General features: G+C 60.4%; 18 protein-coding genes. 4 read left to right on the top strand and 14 right to left on the bottom strand.

Annotation, left to right across the window (positions count from 1 at the left end):
- Window positions 1-7 precede the first annotated feature (7 nt).
- From L8K08_RS07560 to minC, 7 genes are all read right to left on the bottom strand, one after another.
- Window positions 8-2,173, bottom strand: coding sequence for a mechanosensitive ion channel family protein (locus L8K08_RS07560; RefSeq protein WP_145158801.1), 2,166 nt, complete (start codon window positions 2,171-2,173; stop codon window positions 8-10).
- Window positions 2,174-2,245: 72 nt separating this feature from the next.
- Window positions 2,246-2,422 carry a hypothetical protein gene (locus L8K08_RS07555; protein WP_178119653.1) on the bottom strand — a complete coding sequence of 59 codons (177 nt, stop codon included), beginning with the start codon at window positions 2,420-2,422 and terminating at the stop codon, window positions 2,246-2,248.
- 244 nt (window positions 2,423-2,666) lie between these two features.
- The gene (locus L8K08_RS07550; protein ID WP_145158799.1) at window positions 2,667-3,956 is read right to left on the bottom strand and encodes a M18 family aminopeptidase; all 1,290 of its coding nucleotides are present in this window, start codon (window positions 3,954-3,956) and stop codon (window positions 2,667-2,669) included.
- A 172-nt stretch (window positions 3,957-4,128) separates the two neighbouring features.
- Entirely contained in the window at window positions 4,129-4,764 is a 636-nt protein-coding gene (locus tag L8K08_RS07545; protein ID WP_106576508.1) for an RluA family pseudouridine synthase, read from the bottom strand.
- A 96-nt stretch (window positions 4,765-4,860) separates the two neighbouring features.
- On the bottom strand, window positions 4,861-5,115 hold the full coding sequence (gene minE / locus L8K08_RS07540) for a cell division topological specificity factor MinE (protein WP_003175252.1): 255 nt from the start codon (window positions 5,113-5,115) through the stop codon (window positions 4,861-4,863).
- 3 nt (window positions 5,116-5,118) lie between these two features.
- Complete coding sequence (gene minD, locus L8K08_RS07535) at window positions 5,119-5,931, bottom strand: septum site-determining protein MinD (RefSeq protein WP_003175251.1); 813 nt, start codon at window positions 5,929-5,931, stop codon at window positions 5,119-5,121.
- Window positions 5,932-6,130: 199 nt separating this feature from the next.
- Window positions 6,131-6,868 carry a septum site-determining protein MinC gene (minC, locus tag L8K08_RS07530; RefSeq protein ID WP_106576509.1) on the bottom strand — a complete coding sequence of 246 codons (738 nt, stop codon included), beginning with the start codon at window positions 6,866-6,868 and terminating at the stop codon, window positions 6,131-6,133.
- 117 nt (window positions 6,869-6,985) lie between these two features.
- On the opposite strand from minC, the gene L8K08_RS07525 reads away from it, so the two are divergent.
- Both L8K08_RS07525 and L8K08_RS07520 read left to right on the top strand, forming a co-directional pair.
- Window positions 6,986-7,921, top strand: a complete 936-nt coding sequence (locus L8K08_RS07525; RefSeq protein ID WP_242195546.1) for a lipid A biosynthesis lauroyl acyltransferase — start codon at window positions 6,986-6,988, stop codon at window positions 7,919-7,921.
- 27 nt (window positions 7,922-7,948) lie between these two features.
- The gene (locus L8K08_RS07520) at window positions 7,949-9,097 is read left to right on the top strand and encodes a patatin-like phospholipase family protein (protein ID WP_242195542.1); all 1,149 of its coding nucleotides are present in this window, start codon (window positions 7,949-7,951) and stop codon (window positions 9,095-9,097) included.
- Window positions 9,098-9,206: 109 nt separating this feature from the next.
- Here the strand turns inward: L8K08_RS07520 and L8K08_RS07515 are convergent, their stop codons facing one another.
- The 7 genes from L8K08_RS07515 to puuE all read right to left on the bottom strand — a co-directional run bounded on the left by L8K08_RS07515 (window position 9,207) and on the right by puuE (window position 16,470).
- Entirely contained in the window at window positions 9,207-9,992 is a 786-nt protein-coding gene (locus L8K08_RS07515; RefSeq protein ID WP_242195539.1) for an outer membrane protein OmpK, read from the bottom strand.
- Between the two features lie 443 nt (window positions 9,993-10,435).
- Window positions 10,436-11,779: a nucleobase:cation symporter-2 family protein gene (locus L8K08_RS07510; protein WP_145158791.1), complete on the bottom strand. Its 1,344-nt coding sequence runs from the start codon at window positions 11,777-11,779 to the stop codon at window positions 10,436-10,438.
- Window positions 11,780-11,975: 196 nt separating this feature from the next.
- Window positions 11,976-13,277, bottom strand: coding sequence for a urate hydroxylase PuuD (locus L8K08_RS07505; protein ID WP_242195536.1), 1,302 nt, complete (start codon window positions 13,275-13,277; stop codon window positions 11,976-11,978).
- Window positions 13,278-13,327: 50 nt separating this feature from the next.
- Complete coding sequence (locus tag L8K08_RS07500) at window positions 13,328-13,831, bottom strand: ureidoglycolate lyase (protein WP_106576515.1); 504 nt, start codon at window positions 13,829-13,831, stop codon at window positions 13,328-13,330.
- 126 nt (window positions 13,832-13,957) lie between these two features.
- Window positions 13,958-14,953, bottom strand: a complete 996-nt coding sequence (gene alc / locus L8K08_RS07495; RefSeq protein WP_242195532.1) for an allantoicase — start codon at window positions 14,951-14,953, stop codon at window positions 13,958-13,960.
- A 78-nt stretch (window positions 14,954-15,031) separates the two neighbouring features.
- On the bottom strand, window positions 15,032-15,547 hold the full coding sequence (gene uraD / locus L8K08_RS07490) for a 2-oxo-4-hydroxy-4-carboxy-5-ureidoimidazoline decarboxylase (protein ID WP_145158786.1): 516 nt from the start codon (window positions 15,545-15,547) through the stop codon (window positions 15,032-15,034).
- Window positions 15,544-16,470: an allantoinase PuuE gene (puuE, locus tag L8K08_RS07485; protein ID WP_145158784.1), complete on the bottom strand. Its 927-nt coding sequence runs from the start codon at window positions 16,468-16,470 to the stop codon at window positions 15,544-15,546. The genes uraD and puuE overlap by 4 nt, the downstream gene beginning before the upstream one ends.
- 388 nt (window positions 16,471-16,858) lie before the next feature.
- Between puuE and uraH the strand changes: the two genes are divergently transcribed.
- Together uraH and L8K08_RS07475 are read left to right on the top strand one after the other, a co-directional pair.
- Window positions 16,859-17,212 carry a hydroxyisourate hydrolase gene (gene uraH, locus L8K08_RS07480; RefSeq protein ID WP_106576519.1) on the top strand — a complete coding sequence of 118 codons (354 nt, stop codon included), beginning with the start codon at window positions 16,859-16,861 and terminating at the stop codon, window positions 17,210-17,212.
- 153 nt (window positions 17,213-17,365) lie between these two features.
- On the top strand, window positions 17,366-17,599 hold the full coding sequence (locus L8K08_RS07475) for a hypothetical protein (protein ID WP_242195529.1): 234 nt from the start codon (window positions 17,366-17,368) through the stop codon (window positions 17,597-17,599).
- Window positions 17,600-17,619: the final 20 nt, after the last annotated feature.

Here is a 17,619-nt window from a genome sequence, read left to right as displayed (position 1 = left end):
TCCCTCTTTATTGTTGTGGTTCTTTCTCCTGCACGGTGCCGGCAGTGACCACCTGCACACTCAAGCGCGGCGTCGCCAGGTCGAGTCCGGCTTCATCCAGCTGACGCTTGAGCGCCAGGTTGAACGCCCGCGACACTTCCCACTGCTTGATCGGCGCGGTCTTGAACCGCGCCCGCAGGATCGCACTGCCGGACTCAAAGCTTTCCACGCCCTGAATCTCCAGCGGCGACCAGATGTTGCGGCGTTGCAGTGGGTCGTTGCGCATTTTCTGGCCGACGTCGCGCATCAACTTGATCGCGTCGTCGATTTCCATGTTGTAGGGGATCGCCACGCGGAAGATCGCGTAGCCAAATTCCCGCGAGTAGTTCTTGATGCTCTTGATCTCGCTGAACGGAATGGTGTGCACAATGCCGTCGATGTCACGCAGGCGCACGGTGCGGATGGTCAGGCCTTCGACCGTGCCGAGGTGGCCGCCGACGTCCACGTAGTCGTCGATGGCCAGCGAGTCTTCGATGATGATGAACAGGCCGGTGATCAAGTCCGCCACCAGCGACTGTGCACCAAAACCGATGGCAATACCGATCACACCGGCACCGGCCAGCAGCGGCGTAACGTTCATGCCCATGTTCGCCAGCGCCACGATGGCGGCGATGATGAAAATGGTCACAAACAGCACGTTGCGGATCAACGGCATCATCGTCTGCGCACGCGCGTTCGCGAGGCCTTTGCGCGAGCGGGTCAGGGCGTGGTGGATGGCGGTGTCGCTGAGGATCCAGATCAGCCAGGCAAACAACAGCGTGCCGCCAAGGCCAAACAGCTTGACGCTGATTTCATGGCCGTCGCCTTCGGTAAAGCGAATCATCGACAGGCCCCATACGCGCAGGCCGAGTTCGATAAACACCAGCCACACCACTAAGTGAGCCAGGGTATACACGAAGCTTTTCAGGCGATCGGAGTACAGCGCGTGGCGCTTGTGCCCGCGTTGTGGCTTGAGCGCATGGCGGCGCACCAGGCCGTTGATGACCATGCACAACACCAGCAACACCGTGCACAGCAATGACTGGCGCAAGGCGGTGCTGGTGTCGCCGGCGGACAGGAAGGTGGCGAACAGTGAAATGCCCACCAGCAACAATGCCGGCAAGTACCAGAAGGTGCCGATGATCGACAGGGTATCGGTGAGGGCACGGCGCGTAAGGCGCCGCGACAGCGGCTGGTTGCGGATCAGGTGCGCGATCGGCCGGCGAAAACGCAGGATAAACACGCCGGTGGACAGCGCCGCCATCACATTGGCGACCGTCGCCGCCGTGTGGGCCAGATGCTGGCCCAGGGCCGTTACCAGCCGTGGGTCGCTCAGGGCTTCGCCAAAGGCGGCGAAACTGCCGATCCACCACAATGGACGGAAGGCTTGGTGACGCAGGATATACAGCGCCCGGTGGCGGTGCGGGCCGTCGAGTACGGAGAAGGCAATCACGCAGATGGCCGAGAAGCAGGTGCCGACCACCAACGCGTAAGCCAGCACCATCGCCAGGGATTTGCCCAGCGAAGAAGGCAGGGCGTAACTCAGGTACACCGTGATCACCAGCGCGATCAGCCACGGCCCCAACTTGCGCAGGGCGAAGCGCAGCATGTCCCAGGTGCGCGGGTGTTGCGGCAGTTCTTCGGGCAGGCCGAAACGTTCGCGTAGACGGTGGCTGAGCCAGATCAGCGCGGCGGCCAGCAGGCTCCACACGGCCAGGATCACGGCAAAACCGAAGATGATCGGCAGCCATTCACTGGCGGGCAGCATCAGGGCGCCCAGTTCATCCTTGGCCAGTTCGACTTCGTTGGACCAGCGTTGCACCGGGCTGTCGGCGCCGGAGAACTGCTGTTCGAGGTCGGACAGCGTGCTGCCGATCAACCCGAGCACGCCTTGTTCGGCAGCGGGTTGGGCTTTTTGCGTGGCTTCGCGCAGTTTCTTCAGGTCGCTCAACAGCTGTGTGCGCTGCTGGTCGTTTTCGAGGGTCTTGATCACCTCGTCCAGCGACTGCCCCAGCGGCACATCGGCCTGGGGTTGGGTCTTGTTGGCGCTGCCGAGCAGGCCGGGCAAGCTCACGGCTTGGGCAGGCGCTATCGGCAGCAACATCAGCAGGGCAATCAAGCAGTAGCAGGGCAGAGCAAAAAGACGCGAGAGCACGAGGCGGTCAACCTTGAAAACGACGAATTGACCGAGTGTACGAGGCCGTTATGCCCAATGCGAGTGCATTTGTCATTCCGCCAGTTTGGCGAGGATCTTGTAAACCACGGTGCCGAGGATCAGCAGCATGCCAATCCACATGCCAAACACGCCGACCGGCTTGTCGCGAAAGTTGAAGCCGACGGCCAGCAGGATCATGCCGATGAGGATCGGGATGAGCATGGCGTGGAAGGAGGACATGGAGATCATGGGGCGACGGCCTTGTCGGAGTGGGAATACTGACAAGTCTAGGTCGGATTATGGAAAGTGCAGATGATGCAGGTCATGTGTACCCACAACTGAATGTGGGAGGGGGCTTGCCCCCGAATATGCGGTGTCAGTGACTGAATCTGCCCACTGATGGACCGCCTTCGCGGGCAAGCCCGCTCCCACATTTGACTGTATTTACAGATCAAGTGGGGCGCGGGTTGCCTGCGATGGTCGCGCCCTGACATCAGGGCAGATCGTGGCTCGCGTAAAACGCACCGAGTACCTTCACCAAATGCGCCAGGTCGTGGCTGCCGCACAGCTCACGGATCGAGTGCATGGCAAACGTCGGCAGGCCGATGTCCACCGTGCGCACGCCCAGGTGGCTGGCGGTGATCGGGCCGATGGTCGAGCCGCAGCCCATGTCGCTGCGCACCACGAAGCTCTGCACCGGCACTTCCTGGGCCATGCACAGGTGGCGGAAGAAGCCGGCGGTTTCGCTGTTGGTGGCGTAGCGCTGGTTGCTGTTGACCTTGATCACCGGGCCCGCGTTGAGTTTCGGGCCGTGGTTGGCGTCGTGTTTCTCGGCATAGTTGGGGTGCACGCCGTGAGCATTGTCCGCCGACACCAAGAGTGATTTCTGAATGGTGCGTACGAATTCATCACCCTCAGGCAACAGGCGGCGCAATGTCTGTTCCAGCATCGGGCCATCGGCACCGCACGCCGAGCAGGAGCCGACTTCTTCATGGTCGTTGCACACCAGCACACAGGTTTCGTCGGTTTCGCTGGTGAGCAAGGCTTGCAGGCCGGCGTAGCACGACAGCAGGTTGTCCAGGCGCGCACCGGCGATGAAGTCACCATTGAGGCCAATCACCGCGGCGCTTTGGGTGTCGTAGAAGCTCAACTCGTAGTCGAGCACCACGTCGGCGTTCAAACCATGTTCACGCGCCAGTTGCTCGGTGAGCACGGCGCGAAAGTCCACGCGTTCGTCACCGGCAAATTGCGCGAGGATCGGCGGCAGCTCGGTCTGCGCATTGATCGCCCAGCCCTGGTTGGCTTCACGGTTCAGGTGAATGGCCAGGTTGGGGATGATCGCGATGGGCAGCTTGAAGTCGATCAGTTGGCTTTCGACTTTGCCGTCACGGCGGAAGGTCACGCGGCCGGCCAGCGACAGGTCGCGGTCGAACCACGGCGCCAGCAGCGCGCCGCCGTAGACTTCCACGCCCAACTGCCAGAAGCCCTGGCGTTGCAGCTCCGGCTGGGGCTTGACGCGCAGGCACGGGCTGTCGGTGTGGGCGCCGACCAGGCGAATCCCGCCTTGCAGCGGCGAGTGGCGGCCGAGCTTGAAGGCGATGATCGACGAATCGTTACGGGTCACGTAGTAACGACCGTTGGCCTCGGTGGTCCAGGTTTCGCGCTCGTCGAGACGCTGGTAACCGGCCGCTTCCAGGCGCTGGGCGAGGGCGGCAGTGGCATGAAAAGGAGTAGGGGAGGCCTTGAGGAAGTCGATCAGGCCTTGATTCAACGCTTCGCGCATAAATAGCTCCAGACAGCAATGCGCGGAGTTTACCGTTCGATGGCAAGAAGTGCACAGAACAAATGTGGGAGCGGGCTTGCTCGCGAATGCGGTGGATCAGCCAGCCTATCTATGACTGACACACCGCATTCGCGAGCAAGCCCGCTCCCACATTTTTGATCTCATTGCCCACTCAGAACGGCGCAGGGCACTCGAAGCGCAGCCGCTCGCCGCTTTGCGGGTGGGTGAAGCTCAGCATGCTCGCGTGCAGGCACAGGCGTGGCCAGGCGGCCAGGGCTTGTTCATGGGCGTACAGGCCGTCACCCAACAGTGGATGCCCGATTGACAGCATGTGCACGCGCAATTGATGCGAACGCCCGGTGATCGGTGTCAGCTCGACGCGACACCAGTCGCCGCAACGCTCCAATACCTTCCAGAAGGTCAGCGCGTGTTTGCCGAACTCGTGGTCGACCACATGGCGTGGCTTGGTCGGCGGGTCGTAGCGCAGGGGCAGGTCGATGCTGCCGCTGTCCAGTGCCGGCTGGCCCCACGCCAGGGCGGTGTAGGCTTTTTCGGTTTCGCGGTCGTGAAACTGGCGCGACAGCTCGCGGTGGCTATCGGCGTCCCGCGCAAGCAGGATGATCCCTGAGGTTTCCCAGTCCAGGCGATGGACTATGCGGGCTTCGGGGTAGCCGTTTTCCTGCAGGCGGGTGATCAGGCAGTCCTTGTTGTCATCGGCGCGGCCGGGCACCGAGAGCAGCAGGGTCGGCTTGTTCACCACCAGGACAGCGTCGTCCTGGTGCAGGATATGGATAGTGGACAGCGGCATTAAACAGCCTCGTAACAAACACCAACGGCGGCTCGCCCACCCGGTTCCCCAACAGGGATCAAGGTGACCGAGCCGCCGTGGCGGCCGCCTTTTCGATTAACGATCAGGCAGGGTGATATTGAGTTCCAGAATCGAGCAGCTGCCGTCGTTTTCCAGGGCGACATGCACGTCATCGTTGCCGATATTGACGTACTTGCGGATCACCTCGACCAGTTCCTTCTGCAAGGCTGGCAGGTAGTCCGGGGTACTGCGTTGGCCGCGTTCGTGCGCCACGATGATCTGTAGACGCTCTTTCGCTACCGACGCGGTACTTGGCTTTTTGTTGGCGCGAAAGAAGTCGAGAAATTTCATTGTTTAGTTGCCTCCAAAGATACGCTCGAAGAATCCCTTCTTCTTAACATCGAGGAAGCGATGTTCCACGGTCTTGCCCAGCAAGCGATCAACGGCATCGCTGTACGCCTGGCCGGCGTCGCTCTGGTCGTCAAGAATCACCGGAACGCCCTGGTTGGAAGCCTTCAGGACGGCCTGGGATTCCGGGATCACGCCCAGCAGGGTCACTGCGAGGATTTCCTTCACGTCTTCAACGCCAAGCATTTCGCCGTTGCTGACGCGCTCAGGGTTGTAGCGGGTGAGCAGCAAGTGCTCCTTGATCGGGTCCTGGCCTTCTTCGGCGCGCTTGGACTTGCTGGCCAACAGGCCCAGCATGCGGTCCGAGTCACGTACCGAGGAGACTTCCGGGTTGGTCACCACGATGGCTTCATCGGCGAAGTACATTGCCAGGTGAGCACCGGTTTCGATACCGGCCGGCGAGTCACACACCACGTATTCGAAGGTTTCTTTCAGCTCGGCGAGAACTTTGCCTACGCCTTCTTTGGTCAGCGCGTCTTTGTCGCGGGTCTGGCTGGCGGCCAGTACGTACAGGTTCTCAAGGCGCTTGTCCTTGATCAGGGCCTGTTGCAGGTTGGCTTCGCCGTTCACCACGTTGACGAAGTCGTACACCACGCGGCGTTCGCAGCCCATGATCAGGTCGAGGTTACGCAAACCGACGTCGAAGTCGACGATGACTGTCTTGTGGCCGCGCAAAGCGAGGCCGGTACCGATAGCGGCGCTGGTGGTGGTCTTACCCACACCACCCTTGCCGGATGTAACCACGAGAATCTTGGCCAAGGTGTTTCACCCCTAAGGAAAAAGGACTTTTCAGCCCCTGAAAAACATCTCTTGGAACTCGCTGCAGGCGGACAGCCTTTGTAGGAAAAGATGTGGTTTCCCAAGGGGAAACGCCAACTTCGAATATTCCTACGTAAATCTTGCCGGTTTCGCTGTGCTATCAGAGTCTAGAGATGCTTGGAAAATGCGGCAGTATCCGTTAAAGACGGATGATGTTCAACACATCGCCCGACAGGCTGACTTGTACCCCGGCCCCCCACAGCGGATCACGGCGCAAATCTTCTGAAACCTTGTACTGGCCTGCGATGGACACTAGCTCAGCGGTCAACTGCTGGCAAAAAATACGGGCCTTGGTATCACCCTTGATGCCGGCGAGGGCACGTCCGCGCATCGGGCCGTATACATGGATGTTGCCATCGGCAAGAAGTTCCGCACCCGGACTGACGGGAGCGATCACCACCAGGTCGCCGCCCTGGGCGTAAATCTGCTGCCCGCCGCGTACGGGGGAGGTGATGATCTTTGTAGGCTTGACGGTGGGCTCCGGCGGTTTCTCCGGTTTTTTCTTCACTTCACCTTCGCTCGGGTCCAGCGGTCGCTCGCGGGCACCCGACGGTGGCAGTACTGGCAGTTCAATAGCGATTGCCGCAGCGATGTCTTCAATACGGCTGGCGCGAATCGCCAGGGTGCGCAAACCATGCGAGCGGCAAACGCGCATCAGCCCGGGCAAATCAATCGCGCCCTGGCCGGCCGGGAGTTTGTCCAGGGCCAACACCAGCGGGGCATTGTTGAAGAAGTTCGGCGCCAGGGCGACCTTGGCGGCCAGTTGGCGGTCCAGGGCATCGAGGTCATTGCGGGCCAGTTCCAGCACGGTGATGGCGAGCATGCTGCCTTTCAGCTGGAACACGGGATCTTGGTCTAGCGGTTCGGTTTGGCTCATGGTCGGCAAAAGCGGCTTGTCACGAAAAGTGTCGAGACTTATAACGAGAACATCCACGGGCCGCAAGCCGAGTCGAACGTTGTAGAATGCGCGGCCCTGTCTCTACCGGAATCTGTAATGGATCGCCCGCGTTTTCGAGCTGTATTTTTTCACCCGCGTTTTTGGCTGCTATGGCTGGGACTCGGCCTGCTGTGGCTGATCACCCAGTTGCCATACCGTGCGTTGTTGACCATTGGTCGTTTATTAGGCGCGGGCATGTACCGCGTGGCTGGCGAGCGCCGCCGAATCGCCGCGCGCAACCTGGAACTGTGCTTCCCGGAAAAATCCGCCAAAGCGCGCAAGAAGCTGCTCAAGGAAAATTTCGCTTCCACCGGCATCGCGTTTTTCGAGATGGCCATGAGCTGGTGGTGGTCGCGTCAACGCCTGGCACGCCTGGCCCATGTCGAAGGGCTGGAGCACCTCAAGCAGGCGCAGCTCGATGGCAAGGGTGTCATTCTTATGGCCCTGCACTTCACCACGTTGGAAATCGGCGCGGCGCTGCTCGGCCAGAAACACACCATCGATGGCATGTACCGCGAGCACGGCAACCCGCTGTTCGACTTCGTTCAGCGCCGTGGCCGCGAGCGGCATAACCTCGATTCCCTAGCGGTAGAGCGCGAAGACGTGCGCGGCATGCTCAAGTTGCTGCGCGCCGGCCGCGCCATCTGGTACGCACCGGACCAGGACTACGGCGCCAAGCAAAGTATCTTTGTGCCGCTGTTCGGCATTCAGGCCGCCACCGTCACCGCCACCAGCAAATTTGCCCGCTTGGGCAAGGCGCTGGTGGTGCCGTTCACCCAGGAACGCCTGGCCGATGGCAGTGGTTACCGCCTGGTGATCCACCCGCCGTTGACCGACTTCCCGGGCGAAACCGATGAGGTCGACTGCCTGCGCATCAACCAGTGGGTCGAGGCGTCGGTTCGCGAATGCCCGGAGCAATACCTGTGGACCCATCGGCGTTTCAAGAGCCGGCCACCGGGTGAGCCCAAGCTGTACGAAAAACGCCGTCGATAACGTTTCTGCCCCACATGGAGTGATGCGATGCGCCCAACTGAACCGGTCACAGGCTTGATTCTTTCCGGCGGCGGGGCGCGAGCGGCGTATCAGGTGGGGGTCTTGGCAGCGATTGCCGAATTGCTGCCGCCAGGGGCGCCCAATCCTTTTCCGGTGATCGTCGGCACGTCAGCGGGGGCGATCAATGCGGTGAGTCTTGCCAGCGGCGCGACTGATTTCACTGCTGCCATCGAGCGCCTCACGGCGTTCTGGCAAGGCTTTCGCAGCCATCGGGTGCTGCGCAGCGACTGGCCTGGAGTTATCCGCCAGGCCAGTCGTTTCTTGATCCACAGCTTGCTCGGCCTGGGGGCTCAGGTGCCGGTCGCGTTGCTCGACAGCACACCGCTGCGCGCATTGCTCAAAGACAAGCTGCACCTGGACGGCATCGATGCGGCCATCCGTAACAACCACCTGCACGCGGTCGCGGTCACGGCTTTCGGCTATGAGTCCGGGCAGGCAGTGACGTTTTATCAGGGCGGCGGCACTATCGATGCGTGGCTGCGCCATCGGCGTATTGGCATGCCCACCCAACTGACGGTTGAACACTTGCTGGCCAGTTCGGCGATCCCCTTGCTGTTTGCTCCGGTCAAACTTGGCCAGGAGTATTTCGGCGATGGCGCGGTGCGCCAATCCGCGCCGATCAGCCCGGCCTTGCACCTGGGCGCCAGTCGGGTGCTGGTGGTGGGCGTGAGTGGCAATCCGCGCGGCAATGAGCCTTCCACACAACGCACCTACACCGGCCAGGAACCCACCCTGGCGCAGATCGGCGGGCACATGCTCAACAGCACGTTCATCGACAGCCTGGAGAGTGATATCGAATTGCTCGAGCGTCTGAACCAGTTCAGCCACGTGTTGCCGGCGGATGCGGCGATCCAGGGCCTGGCCCCGGTGGAGGTGTTGGTGATTGCGCCGAGCCAGCCGATTGATGAAATCGCCGCGCGGCATCGCCAGGAGTTGCCCGCAGCGTTGCGCCTGTTTTTGCGCGGGCCGGGCGCGACCAAAACCAGCGGGGCCGGGGTGCTGAGTTACTTGCTGTTCGAGGCGGGGTATTGCAGCGAGTTGATTGAGTTGGGCAGGAAGGATGCGTTGGCCAAGCGCGAGGAATTGTCCAGATTTCTTGGGCTGACGGTGAACTAAATGTGGGAGCGGGCTTGCTCGCGAAGGCGGTGGATCAGTCAGCAGATTCAGTGACTGACACACCGCATTCGCGAGCAAGCCCGCTCCCACATTTGTTTTGCAGTGTTATTTAGAAATGGTACTTGACCAGGAAGCTCGCCGTGTCCTGGTTGGTCTTGAACGCGCCGGAATCTTCAATCCCGTACTTGTTCTTCCAGTAGTCGTATTCAAAACCCACATACAACTGCTTCTCGCCCCAGTGCAGCGCCTTGCCCAAGTCATATTTAACCTGCGGGTTGAAGTGCAGGTTGGCGTGGTAAGTGCCACGGGCGTTCTTGTCGTTGTCCACGACCCAGTCCATGAAACCGTCGATCAACACGTTGGAGTTGCCCACGGGGATGGTGTAAGACCAGACCGGGGTGATTTGCCATACGCCGTCACCCGGCCGATTGCCTTCGGTCTGGCGCTCATAGAAGTTCAGCTGGAAGTAGTCGAAACCCGGGATGTTCAAGTCAAAACCCGGGCCCAACAGGTACGACTCGTTATCGCCTTCGCCGAACTCGTAAGTGAAGGCCAGCAATACATCTTTGATCGGGCCGAATGACAAGTCTTTGTCGAAAATCTTGCCGAACGACAAACGCGGGCTGAACTCGCCGTAGTAGGTACTTGGGCCGACGTTGCCGTCTTCCTTGCCGTTGTAAAAGATGCGGTCGACGAAAAAGAAGTTGTCGCCGTACTTCCAGGCATCGGCATGTTCAAACGTGACGGTCTGCTGAATCTGCGGGTTGACGGTGAAGTTCTTGCCCCATAGATACGTCAGGCTGTTGTTTTGCCACTGCAACAGATCGCCCGCGACGGCTTGGCCACCGGCCAGCAGGGATCCTGCCAGCATCAGGCCTTTCAACATAGGTTTCATTCGGTTGCTCCCGAGTCAAAGTTTTATGGTTGTTTTTCTACGCAGGCGCTCTGGTGTGGCGCCTTTTGGTTCGCTGAAAAAATCGTCTGTATGGTCAGCTTTAATGCTTTTAGCAAGAGCTGCGCCAAGGTGTTCAAAAAGCCAAAAAATCCCCGTCGGCTGCACAAACTGCAGTCGAATTCAGGGGGCTTTTGCGCACTTTGGCAGCCACTGCGGGGTCGGAATAAGTTGGCCCTGCAGTCAGCTTTTACATTCGCTTTTTTTTTTGAGTCGATTCGAGCGGGCGCGGAGAATACTGGCTCCCAGGCCTTGGCTCAAGTGCGCTGTTAGAGAGCGCGAGGGGCAAGAATAGGGCGCGGCGGGTGGCCGGCCCTGGGTGGATGGCGTGCATGTGCGTGTTTCCTGTTGTTTATTATTTTTGTTGTTTTTAAAAACAGGTGGAATCAGTGCGTGTGGGCGACAACGGGGCGTTCAGCACCTCCCAGAATGTTGAACAGCACATTCAGCGACAACGCGCTGAGGGTGGCCATGGCAATTCCGCTGTGGGTAATCGGGCTCATCCATAAGGGCAATTGCGCGAAGAACTCCGGACGCACCACCGGGATCAGGCCCATGCCGATGCTCACCGCCACCAGCAACTGGTTGCGCCGGTCGGCGATATCGGCCTCCTGCAGGATCTTGATCCCGGTCGCCGCGACCATGCCGAACATGGCAATTGCCGCGCCGCCGAGTACCGCCGGTGGAATCGAGGCCACCAGAAAGGCGGCTTTGGGCAACAGGCTGAGCACAATCAAAAACGCGCCGGCCATGATCGTCACCGAGCGGCAACGCACCCCCGTCATCTGCACCAGGCCAATGTTCTGCGCGAACGAGGAATGGGTAAACGTATTGAAGAAGCCGGCAAAAAACGATGCGCCGGCATCACACAGCAGGCCACGGCGCAGCATCTTTGGGGAGACGTCCTGGCCGGTGATTTTGCCCAGGGCGAGGAACATGCCGGTGGACTCGACGAAGATGATGACCACCACCAGGCACATCGACAGGATCGGCGCCAACTCGAACCTGGGCATGCCGAAATGCAGTGGCGTCACCACCTGCACCCACGGCGCCTGCGCCAGGCCGCTGAGGTCAACCATGCCAAGCATGCCGCACAGGCCATAGCCGAGCGCCATGCCGATCAGCACCGAGATGTTCACCCAGAAGCCGCGCATGAAACGGTTGATCAGCAGGATGGTGCCCAGTACCAGTGCGGCAATCGCCAGGTAGACCGGCGAGCCGAACGTGGCGGCGGCGCTGCCTCCACCGGCCCAGTTCACGGCCACCGGAAACAGCGACAGGCCGATGGCGGTGATCACGGTGCCGGTCACCAACGGCGGGAAAAAACGCACTACCTTGGACATGAACGGCGCGATCAGCAGGCCGAAGAACCCGGCGGCGATGGTTGCGCCGAAGATCCCCTGCAAGCCGATACCGGGCATGCCGGCCATCGCCACCATGCTGCCGACGGCGGCAAAACTGGCGCCCATCATCACCGGCATGCGGATGCCCACCGGGCCGATGCCGAACGACTGCACCATGGTGGCGATACCGGCTACCAGCAGGTCGGCGTTGATCAGAAAGGCGATTTCTTCACGGCTCAAACCGGCGGCTTGGCCAATGATCAGGGGCACGGCGACGGCGCCGCCGTACATCAGCAAGACGTGTTGCAGGCCTACCAGAATCAGTTGCAAGAGGGGCAGCCGCACCATGGCGGGCGCGGCAGGAGTCTGCGGTTCTAACTGGGACATGCAACACCTCGAATCTTTTTATTTTTGTGTTGTTTGGCATTCAATTGCCGGGTGGAACTCGATCTTCAAAACGACGCCGATCCCAATTGTGAGAGCTGGCTTGCCTGCGATGGCGGTGGGTCATCCCACCCTTTCGGTGCCTGATACACCGCTATCGCAGGCAAGCCAGCTCCCACATGGGTTCTGTATGAATCAGTTAATTGGTGCGGGCTCCTTGATTGATCCAGGTGCCGATCAGGTCGCGCTCCTGCTGAGTCATCTGGGTGATGTTGCCCAGCGGCATGATCTGGCTGGCCACGGCCTGCGCCTGAATGCGCGGAGCCAATTGCTGGATCTGCTGCGGCGTATCAAACATCACGCCCGCCGGCGCGGTACTGAACAGGGGGCTGGTCGGCTTGGCCGAATGGCACACGGCGCAGCGTTCCTGAATCACCCCATGCACCTTGTCAAAATCAATCGATGCCTGGGCCGGTGCTGCTTCGGCGGGGGCCGGTGCGGGTGCCGCTGGCGCAGCCGGTTTGAGCCCGCCACCCAGTGCCGTTTCCGGCAGCGGCTGGTACTCGATGGCAGCCGGAGCCTTGGCCACATCTGGAGCCGTCGACACCGGTTTCGGACCGGTCACGTACGCCAGGCAAATCATCGCCAGTGCGCCAACCGGCAAGGTCCACGCGTACTTCTGGCTGTTATGACGGGTGTTGAAGTAGTGCCGTACCAACACGGCTGCCACCGCAATACCGGCCAGGATCAGCCAGTTGTATTGGCTGCCGTAGGTGCTCGGGAAGTGGTTGCTGATCATGATGAACAGCACCGGCAGGGTGAAGTAGTTGTTGTGCCGTGAGCGCAGCAAGCCTTTGGCGGGCAGCGCCGGGTCCGGCGTGCGGTTCTCGGCAATGGCCGCTACCAGTGCACGCTGGGCGGGCATGATGATGCGGAACACGTTGCCGACCATGATGGTGCCGATCACCGCACCCACATGCAGGTAGGCACCACGCCCGCTGAACACTTTGCTGAAGCCGTACGCGGCAGCAATCAACAGCACGAACAGGATCAAACCGAGCAGGGCAGGGCGTTTGCCCAGGGCCGAGTCGCACAGAAAGGAGTAGATGAACCAGCCGGCCAGCAGCGAGCCGAGGCCCAGCAACACACCTTCCGGACCACTGAGGCTGCTGCCCGGGGCCAGCAGGTACAAGGTCGGGTTGGCGTAGAACACCACGCACAGCAGCGCGATGCCGGACATCCAGGTGAAATAGGCTTCCCATTTGAACCAGTGCAGGTTGTCCGGCATGGTCGGCGGGGCCAGTTTGTATTTTTCCAGGTGGTAGATACCGCCACCGTGGATCGCCCACAAGTCACCGGCCAGGCCGTCCTTGGGGTTGACGCGATTGAGGTTGTTTTCCAGCCAGACGAAGTAGAACGAAGCGCCGATCCAGGCGACGCCGGTGATCATGTGAACCCAGCGCACGCTCAGGTTCAGCCATTCCATCAAATGTGCTTCCACAGTCTTTACCTCTCGCCTGTCACTCTGTTGTCGAGTGATCAGACCTTCTCTTATTGGTGGGGGGCGAGGATCAACCGCTCATCCTCTTTGAAAAAATGCTCATCGCAGTTATTGCCTGTGCCACTGCGATCAACCACCAGGAAGTCATCCCGCTTTTCGATCGTCAGCACCGGGTGGTGCCAGACGCCGCGATGGTAATTAATGCCCTGCCTGCCGTTGGTGACGAAGGCGCGGACCAAGCCCGATACAGGTGCATCGCCAAGTGGCGCGACCACGATCAGAAAGGGGTTGCCGAGCAGCGGAATGAAAGCCTGGCTGCCCAGCGGGTGTCTCTCCAGCATGCACACGGTCAGCGGCATGTCCTGCGCGTCGGCGCGGAAGATGCTGATGATCGCGTTGTCTTCAGGCTGCGCGGTTTCTACCGTTGCCAGCTTGTGAAAGCGCATGGTCGACCCGTTGTTGATCATGAAGTGATCGCTGCCGTCGGTTTCGATAACGTCTCCGAAAGGGGCGAAGGCTTCTTTGGTCAGGGGTTCGATCACTAGTGTGCGCATGGCTGTCTCTTATCCGAGGTCTGTGTTGTTTGTTCTATTGCTATCGCGGGCAAGCCCGGCTCCCACATTTTGATTTGCGAATACATTCAAATGTGGGAGCTGGCTTGCCTGCGATGGGCTCACCGCTTATTTAGCTACTTTGCCCAAGACCCGCAGGCGGCTCACGCCACCATCGGGGAACACATTCAGGCGGATGTGAGTGATCGGGCCCAGCGCCTTGATCTGCTCGGCGAAGGTGTGTTCGGCGTGCATTTCCAGTTTCTGCGCCGGCAGCAGTTCGCGCCAGAACAGCGATTGGGTTTCGATCTGGCTGTCGGTGCCGCCTTTGACGAACGCGCCCTGGATGGAGCACGTGTCCGGGTAGTTGCCCTTGAAGTGCAGGGTGTCGACGATGATTTTCTCGATCTCGCCCGGGTGACCCAGCGCGACGATCACCCAGTCATTGCCTGGCGTACGACGACGTGCGGTTTCCCAGCCGTCGCCCATGTTGATGCCACGGCCCGGGTTGAGGATGTTGCTCATGCGGCCGAAGTGTTCATCGGAGCAGGCCAGCGCGCGACCACCGTTCAAGGCGGCGGCCAGGTCGACTTGTTCGTTGTCGCCCACCGACGACCAGTCGCGGAACGGCACGCCATACACGCGCAGACGGGCTACGCCGCCATCCGGGTAGATGTTGAAACGCAGGTGGCTGAACGCCTGGTCGTTGCTGATTTCGTGGTAGTGGTGGCTGTTGCCTTGCAGCTCGACGGCCGACAGCACCTCCACCCACTGGGTGTTTTCATCAGGATCGCCCGAGGCCAGGAAGCACGCCTCCAGGGACGCCGACGGCGGGAAGTTGCCGGTGAAGAATGAAGTGTCGATGTCCACGCCCTTGATCGAGCCGGGTACGCCCAGGCGGATCACCGCGCTGTCGTAGCCTTCGAAGCGCTTGCGGCGCGACTCCCAGCCGTCCATCCACTTGCCGTTGTCATCGAAAACGCCCTCCTTCCACACGGCGGGTGTCGGCTGGAACAGGCGGTTGGCGTCAGCGAACCAGTCATCGGTCACCGAAAGGATCTTGGTGCCCAGACGGGCGTCGGCCAAGTTGACGAACTTCTCGAAAGGTACGGCGTAAGCTTTCATTCTTCTTGTCTGCCTTAAATAAAGTGGCTTGGGATGCTCGCCAGGCCCTGGGCGTCATGAGCGCTCGGGCCAGGTCTGCTAAAGGGTCAGTAATCGGAACAACGCGATTTTGTTGATCTCGGCCAGGGCGCATTTGAACTCGGCTTCCACCGAATTGTGAATGCGCGTTTCGAACGCGGCGAGGATTTGGTGCCGGTTGCTGCCTTTTACCGCCATGATGAAGGGAAACTTGAACTTGGCCTTGTAGGCATCGTTCAGCTCGGTGAAGCGAGAAAACTCCTCGCTCGAGCATTGGTGAATACCGGCGCCAGCCTGTTCATTCGTGCTGGCTTCGGTCAACTGGCCCTGGACGGCAGCTTTGCCCGCCAGGTCCGGGTGAGCGTTGATCAGGGCCAGCTGGCTGGCATGATCGGCGCTCAACAGGATGTCGCTCATGCGCTGGTGCAGGGTTTCGATCTGGTCGATCGATGCGTCCTGGCCCAGGTCGAAGGCCTTTTCGGCCACCCATGGCGAATGTTCGTAGATGTCGGCGAAGGCTGTCACGAATGCATCGCGGCTCAGGCTCGACGGTTTCAAGGTTTGGAACGCAGTCATTTCGCCGCTCCCGTGTACGGGTGGGTTTCGTGCCAGTGGCGGGCAATGTCGACGCGGCGGGTGAACCAGACGTGTTCATGGCCCTTGGCGTATTCGATAAAACGCTTGAGGGCGGCGAGGCGCGCCGGGCGGCCGATCAGGCGGCAATGCAGGCCGATGGAAAGCATCTTCGGTGCGTCAGCGCCTTCGGCATACAGCACGTCGAAGGCATCCTTGAGGTACTCGAAAAAGTCATCGCCCTTGTTGAAACCCTGCACCTGGGTAAAACGCATGTCGTTGGTGTCCAGGGTGTAAGGGATCACCAGGTGCGGCTTGCCGGTGGGGTTGTTGGGTTCCCAGTAGGGCAGGTCGTCGTCATAGGTGTCGCAGTCGTACAGAAAGCCGCCTTCCTCCATCACCAGCCGCCGGGTGTTGGGGCCGGTGCGACCGGTGTACCAGCCCAACGGGCGCTCGCCGGTCAGCTCGGTGAGGATGCGGATGGCTTCGAGCATGTGCTCGCGCTCCTGGGCCTCGTCCATGTACTGGTAGTCGATCCAGCGATAGCCGTGGCTGCAGATCTCATGGCCGGCGGCGACCATCGCGCGGATCACATCCGGGTGGCGCTGGGCGGCCATGGCCACGGCGAAGATGGTCAGCGGGATATCGAATTCTTTGAACAATTTGAGGATGCGCCACACGCCAGCACGGCTGCCGTATTCATACAGCGACTCCATGCTCATGTTGCGCTCGCCTTGCAGCGGTTGGGCCGAGACCATCTCCGAAAGGAATGCCTCGGACTCTTTGTCGCCGTGCAATATGTTGCGCTCGCCGCCTTCTTCGTAGTTGAGTACGAAAGACAGCGCGATGCGTGCCTTGCCCGGCCAGTGGGGGTGAGGAGGGTTACTGCCGTAACCGATCAGGTCGCGTGGGTAGTCAGCGCTCACTGCAGTCTTCCTTCTTGTTCGTCGTAGTAGCGATGAGTGATTGTATACAACTTATCGCCGACTTTGTAAGCCCGCATTTCTGCATTTTTTCTCAACGGCGCGCACTCAAGCTACTGCAAGAAACCTGCCTGACTGGTCAGCTAAACGCTAAAAAGTTTTTCGCGGATGTCCAGCGGTAGGCGCTGGCTGGCCGACGATCGCCTCAGTGGGTTTTATCAGGTGCACCGCGGTGGTCGGCGAACCGGTGGCTGCGAGGTGCGGGATATTTGTTGAATTTATTGTGTACAATTTTTTTAGAAAGTGTCTTAATCAGCCATCGCCGGCTTTTTCACTGCCCTGAAAGAGTGCGGATCACTTTTCTACTGCCTACGGGAGGCGCAAAGACGCCATGGGACGCTTGACCACACACGTTTTGGACGCCGCACATGGCTGCCCCGGCAGCGCGATCAAGGTTGAACTGTACCGCGTCGAAGGCGCGCAACTGGAACTGGTCGCCACCGCCGTGACCAACAGCGACGGCCGTTGCGACGCGCCGTTGCTGCAAGGTGATGATTACCGCAGCGGTGTGTACCAGGTGCAATTCAGTGCCGGCGATTATTACCGGGCCCGCGGTGTGCAGCTTCCCGAGCCGGCTTTCCTGGATGTGGTGGTGCTGCGTTTTGGCATCAGCGCCGAACAGGACCATTACCATGTGCCCCTGCTGATTTCGCCTTACAGCTACTCCACCTATCGCGGTAGCTGAGCGTCACCTCGCTTCACACCCCCAAAGCTCTTCGTTGGTTTTTCGCCCGCCCACACTGCGGGCTTTTTTTTGCCTGTTGCGCGTTCAACTATCTAGCACCTCTTGAGTGTCGGTGATGCCTAGGCTGGGTGTTTTCCTCAGAAGAAAACACCCATGGCCTCGTCCCCAGATCACCCAGGCGTTTTGCCCCCTTTCAGTTCCGTGCCCGAAGACGTTGACGCTGTCGTCGCTGCCCAAGCCGATTTGCAGGCCATTCGAGATCAACTGACCCGGCGGATCAACCGGTTTACCCATCCCAGCCGCCTGATCAATCAGCTCGCTCTTGCCGATTGGCGCTGCGGCGAATCGGTACGCGCACTGGCACAGCTGATAGGGCGCTCGCCCTAAATCCTGCGAGTGATCCGTGC

This window comes from Pseudomonas sp. TREG-RG-20F-10-E-6-01 (genome assembly GCF_022662455.1).
In the GTDB taxonomy this organism is placed as follows: Bacteria; Pseudomonadota; Gammaproteobacteria; order Pseudomonadales; family Pseudomonadaceae; genus Aquipseudomonas.
Note: the sequence above shows the minus strand (reverse complement) of the source record. Positions and strands in the feature narration are given on the sequence as shown.

Bases quoted from the DNA above. Each gene is read 5' to 3' on its own strand.
- L8K08_RS07500 (WP_106576515.1), bottom strand. From the start codon at position 13,831: ATGCGCACACTAGTGATCGAACCCCTGACCAAAGAAGCCTTCGCCCCT.
- L8K08_RS07515 (WP_242195539.1), bottom strand. From the start codon at position 9,992: ATGAAACCTATGTTGAAAGGCCTGATGCTGGCAGGATCCCTGCTGGCC.
- uraH (WP_106576519.1), top strand. From the start codon at position 16,859: ATGGGACGCTTGACCACACACGTTTTGGACGCCGCACATGGCTGCCCC.
- L8K08_RS07520 (WP_242195542.1), top strand. From the start codon at position 7,949: ATGCGCCCAACTGAACCGGTCACAGGCTTGATTCTTTCCGGCGGCGGG.
- uraD (WP_145158786.1), bottom strand. From the start codon at position 15,547: ATGACTGCGTTCCAAACCTTGAAACCGTCGAGCCTGAGCCGCGATGCA.
- L8K08_RS07475 (WP_242195529.1), top strand. From the start codon at position 17,366: ATGGCCTCGTCCCCAGATCACCCAGGCGTTTTGCCCCCTTTCAGTTCC.
- L8K08_RS07550 (WP_145158799.1), bottom strand. From the start codon at position 3,956: ATGCGCGAAGCGTTGAATCAAGGCCTGATCGACTTCCTCAAGGCCTCC.
- alc (WP_242195532.1), bottom strand. From the start codon at position 14,953: ATGAAAGCTTACGCCGTACCTTTCGAGAAGTTCGTCAACTTGGCCGAC.
- minC (WP_106576509.1), bottom strand. From the start codon at position 6,868: ATGAGCCAAACCGAACCGCTAGACCAAGATCCCGTGTTCCAGCTGAAA.
- minE (WP_003175252.1), bottom strand. From the start codon at position 5,115: ATGAAATTTCTCGACTTCTTTCGCGCCAACAAAAAGCCAAGTACCGCG.
- L8K08_RS07510 (WP_145158791.1), bottom strand. From the start codon at position 11,779: ATGTCCCAGTTAGAACCGCAGACTCCTGCCGCGCCCGCCATGGTGCGG.
- L8K08_RS07525 (WP_242195546.1), top strand. From the start codon at position 6,986: ATGGATCGCCCGCGTTTTCGAGCTGTATTTTTTCACCCGCGTTTTTGG.
- L8K08_RS07545 (WP_106576508.1), bottom strand. From the start codon at position 4,764: ATGCCGCTGTCCACTATCCATATCCTGCACCAGGACGACGCTGTCCTG.
- L8K08_RS07555 (WP_178119653.1), bottom strand. From the start codon at position 2,422: ATGATCTCCATGTCCTCCTTCCACGCCATGCTCATCCCGATCCTCATC.